Annotated in this window: 15 protein-coding genes; 8 read left to right on the plus strand and 7 right to left on the minus strand. The window is 63.8% G+C overall.

The genetic code is table 11. The features are described from left to right. Nucleotides 1–50: 50 nt before the first annotated feature. From nirB to MLB1_RS04230, 5 genes are all read right to left on the minus strand, one after another. Nucleotides 51–2,564 carry a nitrite reductase large subunit NirB gene (nirB, locus tag MLB1_RS04210; protein ID WP_180748436.1) on the minus strand — a complete coding sequence of 838 codons (2,514 nt, stop codon included), beginning with the start codon at nucleotides 2,562–2,564 and terminating at the stop codon, nucleotides 51–53. A gap of 5 nt (nucleotides 2,565–2,569) precedes the next feature. Next, on the minus strand, nucleotides 2,570–4,015 hold the full coding sequence (locus MLB1_RS04215) for a nitrate/nitrite transporter (RefSeq protein WP_180748437.1): 1,446 nt from the start codon (nucleotides 4,013–4,015) through the stop codon (nucleotides 2,570–2,572). Between the two features lie 148 nt (nucleotides 4,016–4,163). Further along, the gene (locus tag MLB1_RS04220; protein ID WP_180748438.1) at nucleotides 4,164–5,018 is read right to left on the minus strand and encodes a TIGR02569 family protein; all 855 of its coding nucleotides are present in this window, start codon (nucleotides 5,016–5,018) and stop codon (nucleotides 4,164–4,166) included. 108 nt (nucleotides 5,019–5,126) lie between these two features. Then, nucleotides 5,127–6,302: an adenylyltransferase/sulfurtransferase MoeZ gene (moeZ, locus tag MLB1_RS04225; protein WP_180748439.1), complete on the minus strand. Its 1,176-nt coding sequence runs from the start codon at nucleotides 6,300–6,302 to the stop codon at nucleotides 5,127–5,129. A gap of 99 nt (nucleotides 6,303–6,401) precedes the next feature. Beyond that, nucleotides 6,402–7,421 (minus strand): DUF3152 domain-containing protein, encoded by a 1,020-nt coding sequence (locus MLB1_RS04230; RefSeq protein ID WP_180748440.1) that lies wholly within the window; start codon nucleotides 7,419–7,421, stop codon nucleotides 6,402–6,404. 195 nt (nucleotides 7,422–7,616) lie between these two features. Here MLB1_RS04230 and MLB1_RS04235 point away from each other — a divergent pair, with 195 nt between their 5' ends. After that, the gene (locus MLB1_RS04235; RefSeq protein ID WP_180748441.1) at nucleotides 7,617–8,303 is read left to right on the plus strand and encodes a TetR/AcrR family transcriptional regulator; all 687 of its coding nucleotides are present in this window, start codon (nucleotides 7,617–7,619) and stop codon (nucleotides 8,301–8,303) included. On the opposite strand, the gene MLB1_RS04240 is transcribed toward MLB1_RS04235, so the two are convergent. After that, nucleotides 8,300–8,524 (minus strand): DUF3107 domain-containing protein, encoded by a 225-nt coding sequence (locus MLB1_RS04240; RefSeq protein WP_180749682.1) that lies wholly within the window; start codon nucleotides 8,522–8,524, stop codon nucleotides 8,300–8,302. The two genes, MLB1_RS04235 and MLB1_RS04240, sit on opposite strands and share 4 nt — an antisense overlap. 145 nt (nucleotides 8,525–8,669) lie before the next feature. On the opposite strand from MLB1_RS04240, the gene MLB1_RS04245 reads away from it, so the two are divergent. The 4 genes from MLB1_RS04245 (at nucleotide 8,670) to MLB1_RS04260 (ending at nucleotide 11,797) form a co-directional block, all read left to right on the plus strand. Continuing rightward, nucleotides 8,670–9,395, plus strand: coding sequence for an MmpS family transport accessory protein (locus tag MLB1_RS04245; protein ID WP_180748442.1), 726 nt, complete (start codon nucleotides 8,670–8,672; stop codon nucleotides 9,393–9,395). Between the two features lie 139 nt (nucleotides 9,396–9,534). Beyond that, nucleotides 9,535–9,954 (plus strand): hypothetical protein, encoded by a 420-nt coding sequence (locus tag MLB1_RS04250; RefSeq protein WP_180748443.1) that lies wholly within the window; start codon nucleotides 9,535–9,537, stop codon nucleotides 9,952–9,954. Continuing rightward, on the plus strand, nucleotides 9,912–10,556 hold the full coding sequence (locus MLB1_RS04255) for a DUF3558 family protein (RefSeq protein WP_180748444.1): 645 nt from the start codon (nucleotides 9,912–9,914) through the stop codon (nucleotides 10,554–10,556). Before MLB1_RS04250 ends, MLB1_RS04255 begins: the two co-directional genes overlap by 43 nt. A gap of 176 nt (nucleotides 10,557–10,732) precedes the next feature. Continuing rightward, nucleotides 10,733–11,797 carry a hypothetical protein gene (locus MLB1_RS04260; protein ID WP_255485587.1) on the plus strand — a complete coding sequence of 355 codons (1,065 nt, stop codon included), beginning with the start codon at nucleotides 10,733–10,735 and terminating at the stop codon, nucleotides 11,795–11,797. A gap of 7 nt (nucleotides 11,798–11,804) precedes the next feature. On the opposite strand, the gene MLB1_RS04265 is transcribed toward MLB1_RS04260, so the two are convergent. Next, nucleotides 11,805–12,455, minus strand: coding sequence for a ferritin-like fold-containing protein (locus MLB1_RS04265; protein WP_180748446.1), 651 nt, complete (start codon nucleotides 12,453–12,455; stop codon nucleotides 11,805–11,807). Nucleotides 12,456–12,700: 245 nt separating this feature from the next. On the opposite strand from MLB1_RS04265, the gene MLB1_RS04270 reads away from it, so the two are divergent. Genes MLB1_RS04270 through MLB1_RS04280 form a run of 3 tightly spaced genes read left to right on the plus strand, consistent with a single transcriptional unit; the run spans nucleotide 12,701 to nucleotide 16,180 of the window. Continuing rightward, complete coding sequence (locus MLB1_RS04270; protein ID WP_180748447.1) at nucleotides 12,701–14,170, plus strand: DEAD/DEAH box helicase; 1,470 nt, start codon at nucleotides 12,701–12,703, stop codon at nucleotides 14,168–14,170. Next, nucleotides 14,167–15,387: a hypothetical protein gene (locus MLB1_RS04275; RefSeq protein ID WP_180748448.1), complete on the plus strand. Its 1,221-nt coding sequence runs from the start codon at nucleotides 14,167–14,169 to the stop codon at nucleotides 15,385–15,387. The genes MLB1_RS04270 and MLB1_RS04275 overlap by 4 nt, the downstream gene beginning before the upstream one ends. 28 nt (nucleotides 15,388–15,415) lie before the next feature. After that, nucleotides 15,416–16,180 (plus strand): SseB family protein, encoded by a 765-nt coding sequence (locus MLB1_RS04280; protein WP_180748449.1) that lies wholly within the window; start codon nucleotides 15,416–15,418, stop codon nucleotides 16,178–16,180. Nucleotides 16,181–16,185 lie beyond the last annotated feature (5 nt).

Genomic DNA, 16,185 nt, shown 5'->3' on the forward strand with positions numbered 1-16,185 from the left:
TGTCATGTCTACCGGCCTCGTGTTACCCGAGTATTACCAGCGCAGGCGCGTCATGTTGCCGGCTCGGCGGCCGGCCTGATTCCCGGCGTACCCAGTAGCACCGGAACCTTTCGCGGGCCGGAATCATCGAAGGCGATCGTCGAATCGACCTGGTCCGGTGCATTGACGAAGGACACGAACCGACGGAGTTTGTCCTCATCGGCGAGTACAGCCGCCCATTCGTCGGCGTATCCCTCGACGTGGAGGGCCATAGCGGCTTCCAGTTCCTCGGCGATCCCGAGCGAGTCCTCGCATACCACCGCCCGGATGTGATCCAGGCCGCCCTCGATCGCTTCCTGCCAAGGGGCGGTGCGCTGGAGCCGGTCCGCGGTGCGGATATAGAACATCAGGTACCGGTCGATGTACTTGATCAGCGTTTCGGAATCCAGATCGCCGGCAAGCAATTTCGCGTGCACGGGAGTGGCGCCACCATTGCCCCCCACATACAGGTTCCAGCCGTTCTCCGTGGCGATGACGCCGACGTCCTTACCGCGGGCCTCGGCGCATTCCCGTGCGCACCCGGATACACCCATCTTGAGCTTGTGCGGGGAACGCAGACCGCGGTAACGCAATTCGAGTTCGACGGCCATTCCCACCGAATCCTGGACCCCGTACCGGCACCAGGTCGAACCCACACAGCTCTTCACGGTTCGCAGCGACTTGCCATAGGCCTGCCCGGACTCCATGCCGGCATCGATGAGCCGTTTCCAGATCAGCGGTAGCTGCTCGACACGGGCACCGAACAGATCGATGCGCTGACCGCCGGTGATCTTGGTGTACAGCCCGAATTCCTGCGCCACCTCACCGATCACGATGAGCTTCTCCGGCGTCACCTCCCCACCGGGGAGCCGCGGCACCACCGAATAGGTGCCGTTCTTCTGCATATTGGCCAGGAAGTGGTCATTGGTGTCCTGCAGCGCTGCCTGCTCGCCCTCCAGGATGTGGTCGCTGGAGGTCGACGCCAGGATGGACGCCACCGTGGGTTTGCAGATATCGCAGCCGGTTCCGCTGCCATGCTTGGCGATCAGCTCCGAGAAGGTCCGGATACCCGTCACCTGCACCACCTGGAACAGCTCGGCACGCGACTGGGTGAAATGCTCACACAGCGCTTTGGACAGCTCGACACCCTGCGCGGCAAGGATCTGCTTGAGCATGGGAATGCAGCTACCGCAGGATGTTCCGGCGCAGGTGGCCGCCTTGATGGCGGGCACATCGGTAGCACCATCGCAGATCGCACCGCAGATCGCACCCTTGGTGACCGCGTTGCACGAACAGATCTGTGCGTCGTCCGGCAGCGCGCCGACGCCGATCTCGGCGCCTGCCGGGGAGATCAGCGAGGCCGGGTCGGCCGGCAGTTCCCGGCCCAGCATGGGGCGCAGCGTCCCGTAGGCACTGGCATCTCCGACGAGGATGCCGCCCAATAGGGTTCGCGCATCGTCGGAGACCACAAGCTTGGCGTAGGTGCCCTTGGTGGCGTCGTTGAAGACGACTTCCAAGGCGCCGTCAGAGGTGCCGTGCGCGTCACCGAAGCTGGCGACGTCGACGCCGAGCAGCTTGAGCTTGGTCGACAGGTCGGCGCCCGGGAACTCTGATTCGCCGCCGAGCAGCCGGTCGGCGACAATCTCCGCGGTGGTGTAGCCGGGGGCAACCAGTCCGTAGCAGCGGCCCTCGATCGCGGCCACCTCGCCGATCGCGTAGATGTGTAGATCGCTTGTCTGGCAACCAACGTCGGTGAAGATACCGCCGCGTTCGGCCAGTTCCAGCCCGCACTCACGGGCCAACTCGTCGCGGGGGCGGACGCCTGCCGAGAACACCAGCATCGCAGCGTCGATCGCCGAGCCGTCCGACAGCTGCACGGACAGCGATCCGTCCGCCGCCGTCTCGATGGCCAAGGTGGAGACGCTGGTGTGCACGGTCAGCCCCAGCTCCGTGACCAATCGGGTCAGCAGCGCGCCGCCGCCCTCGTCCACCTGCAGGTGCATAAGACGGGGGTTGAGTTCGACAACGTGGGGGGTCATACCCATGAGGCGCAACGCATTCGCGGCCTCCAACCCCAGCAGGCCGCCACCGATCACAACACCTGCGGCACCGGGCGCCTTGTCGGCTGCGGCCTTGATCGCGTCCAGGTCATCCATGGTGCGGTAGACGAAACAGCCCGGCGCGTCGCCTCCCGGCACCGGCGGCACGAACGGGTAGGACCCGGTCGCCATCACGAGCGCGTCGTACGGCAGCTCCATACCGGATTCGGTGGTAACAGTCTGGTTGGCGCGGTCGATGCTGACGACGCGGTCACCAAGGTGCAGCGCCACCATCGAATCCCCGGAATAGTCGTTTCCGGTGAGCGCCAGTGCCTCCCGTTCCCAGCCGTCGATGTACGAGGACAGCGCCACGCGGTCGTAGGCGGCGTCGGCCTCCTCACCGAGGACGGTGACCTGCCATTGGTCGGTGGCGTCCCGCTCGCGTAGCACCTGGACGAATCGGTGGCCGACCATGCCGTGACCGATCACGACAACATTCTTATTCATGACTTTCACACCGCCACTTGGTCTTTGGAATTGGACATGGCCGGAGCCGGCACGCCCACCGGACGTCGCACATACGCGTACCAGGTGACTACGGCGCAGACGACATAGAAGGCGAGGAACACCCAGAACGCCATGGTGGCCGACTTGGCGGCGCTGAGGTAGGAGGCACGCAACACCAGGTTGATGGCGACTCCGCCGAGGGCGCCGATCGCACCGGCCACACCGATCAACGCGCCCGACATGGTTCGCGACCACGTCTCGTCGTGCCCGGCGCTATGCGCCTTGGCGGCGAAGATCGACGGAATCATCTTGTACACCGAGCCATTGCCCAGTCCGGACACCACGAACAGGATGATGAAACCGATTACATACGCGGACATGATGGTTCCGGAGGGCGCCCCCGCCGCACGGTCATCGATCGTTCCCGCGGTCACCAAGATCCCTGCGCCGAAGATCATCGCGACGAATGCGTAGAGAGTGATTTTGCCGCCGCCGACGCGATCCGAGAGCCACCCGCCCACCGGCCGTGTAAGCGAGCCGAGCAGCGGTCCGATGAATGCGATCTGGGCCGCATGCAAAGACGCCTGGGCCGCCGCCTGGGCCGGAGTAAGGCCGCTGTGCGTCAGCCCGGCAAGGAAGTTCAACTGCAGCACCTGGCCGAACGCGAAGCTGAATCCGATGAACGACCCGAACGTGCCGATGTAGAGGAAGGCGATGATCCACGAATCCCGGTACTTCATCACGTCGATGAGCGAGCGGCCATCGGTCCGCTGGTTCGCCAGGTTGTCCATAAACAGCGCCGCACCAACTGCCGCGAAGGCGATCAGAACCAGGTAGATCGCTGCCACCCAGTGCGGCGACCGGTTCCCGGCTGTCGAGATGACGAGCAGGCCGATCACCTGGATTACCGGCACGCCGATGTTTCCGCCGCCGGCGTTGAGCCCGAGCGCCCAGCCCTTGAACCGTTGCGGGTAAAAGGCATTGATATTGGTCATCGATGAGGCGAAGTTACCGCCGCCGAATCCTGCGACCGCCGCCACGATCATGAAGGTGGTGTACGAGGTTTCGGGGTGACCCATGAAGTACAGCGTGAGCGCGGTCGGGATCGCCAGCACCAGAGCGCTGAAGATGGTCCAGTTGCGGCCGCCGAACCATGCGGTGGCGAAGGTGTAGGGCAGCCGCAGCACGGCTCCCACCAAAGTCGGCATGGCGACCAGGAAGAACTTTCCGGCCGCGTCGATGTGATAGACGTTCTGCGGCATAAACAGAACCATCACCGACCAGATGGACCACACGGAGAATCCGACGTGTTCGGCGACCACCGACCAGATCAGGTTGCGCCGCGCGACTTTCGCGCCACCGTTATCCCAGGCAGCGACGTCCTCGGGATCCCAGTTCTCAATCCAGCGTCCGCGCCGTGCAATTGGGGCTGTTGCCGTGTCATTCGCCATGCAAGCACGGTAGAAAAATGTTGTTGCGGCGGCGCTGCTGGCGATGACCGAACCATCACAACTCGCTCACACGAGTCTGTCATGTGACGGTGAGCAGACCGGCAACTCCCGGCGAATGCGTCACAATGACGTCGTAACGTGACGTGCGTTACAGCGTGAGTCGCACTAGCGCCGCGGTACGTGCCAGTCCTGGGAAGGACTCCGCCGACGAGCGCGGATGCAGCGCATGCACGGCCAACCGGAAGACCAACGCCCGTAACAACATCTGCGGCCACTCCGGCAGCGTCGCCCAGCGTTCGATGAGACCGTCGTCCGCGTCACCCCAGGACAGCGCGTCCACCACGGCGACACCGGCCGCCCATGACGCGGGCCGCCAATACGGCGTGATGTCGGTAATGCCGGGTGCGGCGGCACCTGCGAAAAGCACAGTGCCGTACAGGTCTCCGTGCACCAGCTGCGGCGGGCTCTTGGTTGGCCGACGCAGGCTCGCCAATTGGTTGATCAGGTCGATGGATCGCTGGCCGTCGGGCGAGCCGGGCGACACCCGGGCCGCCGAGGGCCAGGACTGCAGCGGCCGGTCTTCCCAGGCCGCGCGGTCGGCTGCGATGAATACGTCAACATCGGCCCACGGCGCCACCGGAGGCTGGGTGAGGAAACGGGGACGTTCCAGCTTGGATGTGGCCTCATGCAACCGCACCGACAGCGAGACCACCTCGTCGTGCCGAGGCTCGGGCGCACCGGCGACGAATGTGTCCGCACGCCAACCCGATACGACATAGCGCCCGTCGGTGGATCGAACGGGCCGGGCCAACCGCACTCCGTCGACGAACAGGGTGTCGCGCACCTTGGCCGACCAGGCTGCACGCGCATGGTCGGCTACCAGTGACAACACCACTTCACCGCAGCGCCAGCCGCCCTCCCATGTCGGGCCGAGCTGGACTGGTTTGACGCCGCTGAGCCCGTAAGTCGCGAGCACATGCTCAGGCGGGCGGTCCACAGTCACGCGGGATACGTTACCGCCTGCAATGAACTGGGTTGTGTTCGCTCGGTGTTCGTGTCGGCGGTCACAGATGGCACGTCGGCATATTTGGCTGTTGCTGTTGCCAATCGATCAGTACATGACCATGTCGGGGTCCACCTGCTTGGCCCACGCGGCGATACCACCCTGCAGGTGTACCGCGTCGGCGAAACCCGCCTTCTTGACGGCCACAAGCGCCTCTGCCGACCGGATCCCGGTCTTGCAGTACAGCACCGCCTGACGGTCCTGCGGCAGCTTGGCAAGCCCCACTCCGGACTCGAGGGTCGACTTGGGCACCAACTCGGCACCGTCGATGTGGACGATGTCCCATTCGACGGGTTCGCGCACATCGATGAGCGCCACCTTCTTGTCGGCATCCAGCAATTCCCGCAGCTCACGAGGGGTAATGGTGGAATCGGCGACCGCGGCGGAGGCCTCATCGCTGATCACGCCGCAGAAGGCGTCGTAATCGATGAGCTCGGTGATCTTAGGCGTGGCCGGATCCTTGCGGATCTTGATGGTGCGGTACGTCATATCGAGCGCGTCGTACACCATGAGCCGGCCGAGCAGCGTGTCACCGATTCCGGTGATCAGCTTGATCGCCTCGGTGCCCATCACCGAGGCGATGGAGGCGCACAGGATGCCCAACACACCGCCCTCCGCGCATGACGGCACCATCCCCGGAGGCGGCGGCTCGGGGTACAGATCGCGGTAGTTCAGGCCGAGCCCGTCGGGCGCGTCCTCCCAGAAGACCGACACCTGCCCCTCGAAGCGGTAAATGGAGCCCCACACATACGGCTTATGCGCGAGCACCGCGGCGTCGTTGACCAGATAGCGCGTCGCAAAGTTGTCGGTGCCGTCCAGGATCAGGTCGTACTGCTTAAACAGATTGACCGCGTTGTCGGGGTCTAACCGCAGCTCATGCAGCCGCACCTCGACCAGCGGGTTGATCTCCAGGACCGAATCGCGCGCGCTTTGCGCCTTGGATCTGCCGATATCGGACTGGCCGTGAATGATCTGGCGCTGCAGGTTGGACTCGTCGACCACATCGAAATCGACAATGCCGATGGTGCCGACTCCGGCGGCGGCCAAGTAAAGGAGCGTCGGAGATCCGAGCCCACCGGCGCCGATGACCAGCACCTTGGCGTTCTTGAGGCGTTTCTGCCCATCCACGCCGAGGTCGGGGATGATCAAATGCCGGCTATACCGGGCGACTTCTTCGCGGGTCAGATCCGCGGCGGGACTTACCAACGGCGGCAATGTGGGCACCGTGACTCCTGTGATTCGGGTTCCTCAGGGCTGGCTGAGAGGGCTATAGCTGCATCAACAGTATCGGGATGCCAACCCTTCCCGGAGTCAGGACTGCCCCTACGGAATCGGATAGGGCCAGGGATTGGTGCGGCAGCTCTTGCCGTCGGGCTTGATCGAATCCTCGTCGAATTTCGCCGCATCGTTGTTGTTGGTGCTGAACGTCTGCTGCATCATCACCGGCGCCAGCTGCTGGTCCTGCTCGCACGGTTCGTGAACCCGATAACCGATGGCATGTCCGACTTCGTGGTTGATGACGTACTGGCGATACGACGTGATGTCCCCCTGGAACGGGACGGCGCCGCGCACCCAACGCGCCTCATTGATGAACACACGCCGATCACCGTTCTCGCCGTATCTCGGGTTATAGCAAGAGGCTTCGAGCTGAATCTCGTAACCGCACCCCTCGCGCACCGTCTCAGGGGAGGTCAACGAGATCCGGAAATCGGGTGTGCCCGAGTCGATCCGGACAAACCCGAACTGAGGGTTATGTGTCCAGCTCTTCTGGCTCGCCAACGTCTCGGTAACCATGCGCGCAAAGAGATCGTCACCGCCAAAACCCATGGTGTCGATGCCGTCCTCGACCTCGATGGTGTACGAGAACACCTTCGCGGCACCCGTCCCGATCTGCGGTGTCGTGCCCGGCACGATGTGCCAGGACTTGGCGCCCGCGTCGGTAAACGGCTCACCCGCCGGCAGCACACCGATGGACAGACTCGCATCGAATTGGGTGAGCCCCTTGGGCGGGGCACCGATGATCGCGTCGCCAAGCGCCCCGATGGAGGGTGGATCGGCAACGGGTTCGTTGGGGCCGGTACCCGCATGTGCCTGTTCACGCTGCGTGACTGTCTGGTACCCGACGAAAACGGTCAACGCCACCAGCAGCGGGATGGCATATGCGCGCCATCCATAGGTGGAAATGAAGCGACCGAGCCAGGTCTGCTTGCGCCAGCGGTCGCGGTCGCGCCGGTCGGAGCGGATGCGCCCGCTTCCTTCGGCGAGCGGATCGCGTTGGGCGCGCAATGGCTCGTAGCGTTGGGAGGACTCCTGCACCGGAAGTCGACTCATGGTTTCTGGCATGGACCTACGATTATGCGCCCATTGATGCGGCTCGTAGGTCACGGAGCAAGAATGGCATAGCGACAGGCCATCACGCCTCGGGCACGCCGCCGGGTGTCAGGAGTACTGTCTGTAGTTCGGGTCCAAGCGGATTCAATTGGCCGCTTGAGATGGTGCAGGCGACCATTGGGGCGCGTGCGCGTAGAGGATAAGGACATGAGTGATCTTGCGAATGTGGCCGGCCGTCGAGGAAGGGTGAACTCGACGGTGGCGACGCAGGATTCGACTCAGGGAAACACACGTCGTGGCGCGCGACTGCCCCGCGATGAGCGTCGTGGCCAGCTGGTCGCTTCTGCCAGTGAGATATTCGTCGACCGCGGCTACCACGCCGCAGGCATGGACGAGATCGCCGACCGGGCCGGAGTGAGCAAACCTGTTCTGTACCAACACTTCCCAAGTAAGCTAGAGCTGTATCTGGCGGTCCTGCAGAAGCATGCCGAGAACCTGGTGTCCAGTGTGCGACAGGCTCTGCGCACCACCACCGACAACCGTCAGCGGTTGCGCGCCGCCGTGATGGCGTTCTTCGATTTCGTCGAGCACGACAGCCAGGGCTACCGGCTGATCTTCGAGAACGACCTCGTGGGCGTCCCGCAGGTCTCCGCACGCGTCGAGGGTGCCATCAGCGCCTGCACCGATGCGGTATTCGACCTGGTCAGCCACGATTCCGGCCTAGATCCGCACCATGCACGCATGGTGGCGGTCGGTCTGGTCGGCATCAGCCAGGTGAGCGCCCGCTACTGGTTGGACAACGAGAAGCCGATCTCCAAAGACGACGCGGTCAACGCCACGGTCGGATTCGCGTGGGGCGGGCTCTCACACGTTCCGCTGCAAGCGCTCGACTAACCGCTAAAGCCGACGCGGCGCGCGTCGGCAACACCGATCTCCACGTACGCGATCCTGGCGGCCGCGATCAGGTACTTCCGCCCCTTCACGTCGGTGAGGTTCAGCACATCAGATTCCTTGGACAGCGCCGCGGATACGACCTTCTCGACGTCAGCCGGGGCCTGATCACTAGAAATGACCAGCTCGCGCGGGCTATCTGTGACACCGATCTTTATCTCCACCAGGAAACCTTCCAAGGTCATTAAGCGTGTACTGCAGAGGTTAGCCCACGCGGTTTAGGCCGACACACCTCGTATGATCGCGGCCGCCCGTTAATCACAGCAGTAACATCAGTACCAGGTTTCACATTGAGAAGAGGCGCTGATCATGGTCGGTTATCGCGGAGATTCTCGGCAATCGAACGACTACGGGCCCTACGACGACCCGTATGACTCCCGGACGACCCCGCAGTACTCCGAGTACTCGGGGCTCGACGAGGACTTCGAGTACGGGCCTCCGGGTTCCAACGAGAACTGGAAATGGGTCGCGTCGATTGCCGCGGCAGTGCTGACGATCGCCGTAATCGCGACCGCTGTCGTGCTCAGTGGAGGCGACGACAAGCCGCCGGCCTCCGCCATCACCACGCCCGTGCCGTCACTGACGCCGGTGACCACCACTCCCCCTCCGCCGCCATCCGCGACATCGGTGAAGCCGTCGACGACAACCGTGACGACCACTCCCGTTCAGGAAACGCCGAGCACGGTCCCGTCCACGGAGGCACCAGCACCCGAGCCGCCGCCGTCGAACCCGATGCTGCCGCCGGAAGGCCAGCGACCAATCACGCCCGCGGCGTTCGCGTACTACGTGACCGGTAACCAGACACCCGGCGATCTGCTCACGATCACCTATACCGACGGCAACGGCTCAACGCGGACCGTGCTCGGGGCCTCGCTGCCGTGGACGATGATCGTGACTCCGAGCCCCGGGATTGTGGGCGGTTCGATTACCGCGACGAGCTTCGCCAGCCAGATCAACTGCTCGATCAGCAATAGCGAGAACCAGATGCTTGCGGTGCAGAACGGCAACAGCATCATCGCCCGCTGCGCCAAGTAGTTCCCTAGCGGCTCGTTTCCACCGGTAAACGGGTATCTGCCTGCGGTTTCAAGATCTTTACAGAAAGATGGAACCAAACCGGGGGCGGGCACCGTCGTACCCCGGTGAGAGCAGAGTTCTAGCTAGTGGGAGGGACGACGTGGCGCCAAGACCACCACATCCGTTCAACTGGGGCGGCTTGTCGGAGGAAGACAAGAAGCACTACCAGGGGATTGCCGCGGGAGTAACCCACATGCAGGCAGAGGCCGGGCAAACCCAAGCGAAGGACCTCCTGGAGGCCAAACACATCATCGACGAAATTATGGCCGGTCTCGCAGACCTCACGGTCGGGAAGGGTTTCAACGACACCCTTCCCACCGGCGGCGAAGTGACCGGTCATTACGCTACCGAGCAGCAAACGGTCACCGCAGAACTACAGGCCGCGAGCATTCTGTACGAAAAGATGGCCGACGAGTTCCTGGCGATGGAGTACGCCTACCTCCAGACCGAGCAAGCGAACGCTCAAGGCCTCCAGAAATGGACGCAAAACGGCAACACCGTTACGGAACTAACCATCTGATGCCGTCATACAGATTCGCGATCACTATCGGCGCCATCGCCATGGTCTCGCTAGGTGCTGGATGTAACTCAGCGATCGACGGGCAACCTCGCTCGGCAATCTCGAAAACCACAGGATCAAACGACACCACCAGCAACAGCGCGCCCACGGTCACGAACACCCTGCCCGGTCCGCATCCTCCGCCCAATCAGTTCACAGACGGCACTTCTTTCGATCCCTGTTTTGCCTATTCGTCCTCAGAGATTGAATCTTGGGGAGTTTCCTCTTCCAATGTTGTCGATGCAGGAGCAGATAACGAACTGGTTCGCGGATGCCGCTGGCGCGGTGACGGCTTGTATGTGTCTCAGATAGTGGCCAACCGGTCTGTCAGCGAATTTCTGAGCTACACCGGTGCAAAGCCTATTGAGGTAGGCGGATTACATGGCGTTGTGTACTGGAATCCACCAGGAACACACGAGCGGTGTGAAGTCGTGTTGCCGTCCCAAGGCGCAGTAGTCAGCACGGGGGTCCATGTTGATCCGAAGGCAGAGCAGACGATTCCCGATCCATGCAAAAAATCCGCTGATATTGCGGCGCAGACCGCACCGCGGCTGCCCAAATAGGCACAGGGAGAAAACTGATGGGTGATGACGGATGGAAGGGAAAGCGGCACCAGCCAATTGCCGACCAACTGAGCGCGGTGAATCCCGCAGCAGTTCAAGCTGCCGGAAAAAAATGGACCACCATCGGTGAAAAAGTAGACTCAGCTAACCGGTATCTCAAAGCGGCCAGGGACAGGATGGATGATCCCGATTTCTGGACTGGAAAAGGCCCGGAGGCAGCGCAGGACAAACTTGACCGGGGCTACAAGGCCGCAGTGCCACCAGCAGATCTGGCAAAGAAAATCGGCGATGGCCTCGACGAGGATTCGAAGATCCTTCAAGGCGCTAAGGCAGTAGCCGCCAACAATCCTGAACCGCAGTATCCGCAAATACCCGGCAATCTACCGCCGATTGGACAATCAGCACTCGTCGCGCAGTATGAGGCAGATCGCCTGGCGAAACTCGCGAAGATCCAACACGAGGCACAGACTTTCTACACGGACGCGCTTATGCGAAAGCGGCCGAGCATGCTGGATCAGCTCGGCGGCATTGAGAAACCCCCACCTGGGTTTCCACCGTCTGGCGGACGAAGCGACGGAGCTGGAGGCGGCGACACCGGTGGAGCCAACGGCTATCCGCAGAAGCCAGCGAGCCCCGGTGATACGAAACCCGCTTCCAATGAGGGCGCAGGGGCAGGAGAAGGCCAGGGCGGCAGCCAAGGTTCCGGCCAAGGTTCGGGTGCAGGTGGCGGCAACCCAGCCGGTGGAGGCACAGGCGGTGGTTCCGGCGCGGGTTCTGGCCTAGGTACTGACCCCAAAGGTGGCTCCGGCTACTCCCCCTACGGGGGTAACACCACTGCCGCCGGCTACAGCCCGACATCCGCCGCCGGTACAGGAACCGGAGCTGGCCCTGGCGCGCTTCGCGCCGGCGGTTTGCCGTCAGGTGCGGGCGCAGGAACTGGAGGCGCCGGCAGCGGCGCAGGCGGGACAAGTGGTCGCGGTGGCGGCTTCGGTATGGGCGGTATGGGCATGGCGCCCATGGGAGCTCACGGTGCCCGCGGCAAGGGTGAGGATGACGACGAGCACGAGCTCCCGAGCTACCTCGTCAACATGGACAACGGCAGCGAGCTGTTCGGCAACCTACCCAAGGCGTCGCCCGGCGTGATCGGCGACTGGTCCGAGCACGACGAGGCCGAAAAGCGCCGCGAGGAAGCCGAGATCCGTCGGTACAAGTCGATGGGTTGGAACGTCAAGTACCAGTAGGTCCCTGCTACCCCAGGCCGAGCACACCCATCCGCTCGGTGTGCGCGCTCTGCAACCGCTCGAAGAACTCGTTCAGATTCCCGAGGCCGGCGTCACCGGACATCACCAGCTCGGCGAGCTCGTCGTGCCGAGCCAACACATGCTGTGCCTGCGTGATCGCCTCACCGAGCAGCCGACGGCCCCACAACGTGAGCCGATTGCGCTGCTGCGGGTTGTCCGTGACGGCCTCACGCACCTGTGCGATGACGAACTCCGAATGCCCCGTCGTACCCAGCACCGACTTGAGCACGGCCGCCGACTCACCCGGCAATGACGCGACCACCTCGCCGTAAAAGTCGGCAGCCAACGAGTCTCCGATATACGCCTTGACCATCGCCTCCAACCAGGTGTGCGGCAGGGTCAGCGAGTGGTAATTCTCCAACGTCTTGACATACGGATCCATGGCCTTGAGTACGTCAACTCCGTTGGCCTCCATGGCGTCTCGCAGCGTCTCGTAGTGACGCATCTGCGAGGCGGCCATGCTGGCGATCGCGATCTTGCTCGCCAGATCGGGAGCCATCTTGGCCTCGTCGGTCAACCGGTAGAAGGCAGCGACTTCGCCGTATGCGATCACCGCGAAAAGCTCATTGACACCGGGAGGATCGAGGTCCGCAGTCATGCCTGGAACTCTAGTCGGGCGCCCACGTGAGGACATCGATCCGCGCGGCAAACCACGGCGAATCGGAAAATCGCAGCTTGCCCGCTACCATGGAGAAGGAACGAACCCGCTGCCAGGGAGTTCTTCCACTGAAAATGTGCGTGCACGTGCCGCCGCTGGCCATGTCCAGCCGGGCCCGGCCCCGTCGAATCTGACTTACCGATCGTGCGCGCTGAGCGAAACACGAAAGGTACGTACAACTAACCATGAGCCATATCGAGCACACCTTTGCCCAACTCGGGGTCCGCGACGAGATCGTCCGGGCACTGCACGAGGTCGGCATCGAGCATCCGTTCGCTATCCAGGAACTCACCCTCCCCCTCGCCCTCGGCGGCGCAGACCTCATCGGCCAGGCCCGTACCGGTATGGGCAAGACCTACGCCTTCGGCGTCCCGCTGCTGCATCGCATCGCCACCGGTGTTGAGGACCGGCCGCTCAACGGCACGCCTCGAGGCCTGGTGGTGGTCCCGACCCGCGAGCTGTGCATCCAGGTCTACGAAGACCTGACCAAGGCATGCAAGTACCTGTCGGCCGGTGACCGCGACTTCACCGTCACCGCCATCTACGGCGGACGGCCCTACGAGTCACAGATCGAGGCACTGCGCGCCGGAGTCGATGTTGTCATCGGCACGCCGGGTCGTCTCCTGGACCTCGCTCAGCAGGGTCACCTGCAGCTGGGTGGTCTGGCCATGCTGGTGCTCGATGAGGCCGACGAGATGCTCGACCTGGGGTTCCTGCCCGATATCGAACGCATCCTCGCGCTGTGTCCCTCCGCCGAGGCGGGACGGCAGTCGATGCTGTTCTCGGCGACGATGCCCGACGCCATCATTACGCTGGCCCGTACCTTCATGAACCGGCCGACTCATATCCGCGCCGAGGACCCGCAGGCTTCCTCCGTGCATGACTCGACAGAACAGTTCGTGTACCGGGCACACGCCCTGGACAAGATCGAACTGGTCAGCAGAATCCTGCAGGCCGAGGGCCGAGGCGCCACCATGGTCTTCACCCGTACCAAGCGGACCGCGCAGAAGGTTTCCGACGAGCTCGCCGAGCGCGGCTTCGCCGCGGGCGCCGTGCATGGCGACCTTGGGCAGATCGCCCGCGAGAAGTCGCTCGCGTCCTTCCGTGCCGGCGAGATCGACGTGCTGGTCGCCACCGACGTCGCGGCGCGCGGTATCGACATCGACGACGTCACTCACGTCATCAACTACCAATGCCCCGAGGACGACAAGACCTACGTGCACCGCATCGGCCGCACCGGCCGCGCCGGACGCACCGGCATCGCGGTCACCCTCGTTGATTGGGACGATGTCGCACGCTGGAACCTGATCGACAAGACGCTGGGCCTCGGTGTACCCGATCCCGACGAAACCTATTCCACCTCAGCGCATTTGTTCACCGAGATGAACATCCCCGCCGGGGTAACCGGATCTGTCGGTACGAAGTTCGCAGGCGGACAGAAGCGCCGCGAACCCCGTGCCGAGCGTTCCGAGGGTTCCGAAAGCGACAAGCCCAAGCGCACCCGCGCGCCGCGTCGGCGTACACGCGCAGGCGAGCCCGCCGACGGCGCGGCCGCCGAAGCGCCCGCGGCGGTGGCCACCGCGGAAGGTGACCAACCTGCTCCTGCGCGGCGTCGTCGCCGGCGTCGACCGGCTGCGACCACCGCCTCGGCGTGATCGCACCGGAGCGGCGCACCCGGGCCGACATCATTGCCGCGGCGGTGATCGCTGTCGTGGTCGTCGTAACCGGTGCCACCATCTGGTGGACCAGTGATGCCCGCGCCACCGTGAGCCATCCCGCGGCGGGCGACGTCAAACGTCCGATGACTGCTACCCGGGTTCCCGACTCGGTCCGCGAACTGTGGTCCAGCGCGAGCGGGGCCACGAAGGCTCCAGTCATCGCAGGCGGTGCCGTTGTCAGCGCCGACGGGCACGATGTGGTGGGCCACGATCCGGTGACCGGAGCGCAGCTGTGGTCCTACGCGCGCGGCAATCTCGATCTCTGTGGTGCCATCGGGTTCATCGATGACGCGGTTGCGGTCTATCGGGACGCGCGTGGATGCGGCCAGGTCACCATGATCGACGGACAGACCGGGCGCCGAGGTGCATTGCGCAGCAGTGCAAATGATCCGAAGGTATCGCTGTCGACCGACGGCACCTACGTGCTGGCGCTCGGCAGTACCCGGCTCGAACTGTGGCGTTCGGACATGGTGCGCACCCTGGAGTACGGGCGAGTGGTCGCTCCCCTTACCCCCAACAGTCAGCCTCGCGTCGACTGCACGCTGAAATCGGGTGCCGTCGGGGCCAGCGTGCTCGCGGTGCTGGAAACCTGCCCACAGGACCCCACCTTGCGGCTGACGCTGCAGAAGCCGACACCAAAGGACAACGACAAGCCTGAGGAGCTCTACTCAGCGCCCTTGCCTGGGGTCGAACGCGGTTCTGCCGCCAGGGTGCTCGCGGTCGCGGACACCCGGTCAGCGGTGTACCTACCAGGAACCCACAACGAGCTCGTGGTGTTCGACGACCACGGGATGCGAGTCGGTGCGACGGCCCTGCCGGGTGCGGTAGTCCAGTCGAATTCAGCCGCGCAAGCCGGCGAGGTTGTGACCTGGTGGACGGGTAATCAGGTGCTGGTGCTGAGTGCCACCGATCTCACCTACCGATTCGTGCTGCCCACCACCAGAAGGCCCCTGGGGCCGGGCACTGCAATGGCCGGTGAGCTGTTGGTCCCCGTCGAGGGTGGCATCGATGCCTACAACATGGCCACCGGAGAGTTCCGGAAGTTCATTGCGGTGCAACGGGATCCGGCCGACGAGAAGGGCTCTATCATCAGTGCCGTTGTCGGAAACACCGTCGTCGAACAGCGGGGCTCGCGCATCGTCGCGCTGGGGTAGTTCACCGCATTTACGTAGGGCGGCCACCATGGATTTAGTAGACAACGCGAATCTTCGCAGGGCAGTAACTGCGTTCGCCGCCGAACCCGGGCAGCAGCGGGTCTACGACGTACTCCGTGCCTGCATGTACGGCGAGGTCCTCTTCGACATCACCGGATCGGACCCCCTTGTCCAGGGTTCCATTCCGTTCCCTGCCGGTGCCCGGCTCCAGATCCGCGGAGGAACCGGACCCGACGGAGGCCGGGCACTATTCGTCTACACATGCAATGAAGAGATCGCTCGGCACCATCCCCCAGGTGCGAACTACCAGTCGCTCGTCCAGTCGGCCGCAAGCGCACTCGAACTGGCTCGGAGCCAGGGCGACCGTTGGCTGTACATCGACCCGGCCGGCCCAACCTGCGCGTTATCGGCCGAGGAAATCGATTTCGCCGTGCGGAATCCGCGCAATGACTCAATCAGGGAAGCAGTCGAACTTGTCGCGCTAGGACAGGCCGACCGGCAATCGGTGTTAGACCTCCTTCGTCAGGAGAGCCCGATCCTGCTCGGCGCCGATGACCGCACAGTTCCGGGAACGGTCGCCACCCGTAGGACACAGCTCGCTGACGGTTCCGTCGCACTCGTCGCCTTCACCAGCGCTCCCGAGGTAATCGGGTACGTCCCGTCCGATGCAGTAGTCGCTGTGACGACGCAGAAGGTGCTGGAGGTCGTCATCCGAGACGGGTACGCAGGCCTGGTCATCAATCCGGCCGGACCATCGGTCTTCGTTCCGTCCGCGGAGATCGCAAGTATCTGACGGCA

Origin of the sequence: Mycobacteroides sp. LB1 (assembly GCF_013449725.1) — a bacterium.
Classification (GTDB): domain Bacteria; phylum Actinomycetota; class Actinomycetes; order Mycobacteriales; family Mycobacteriaceae; genus Mycobacterium.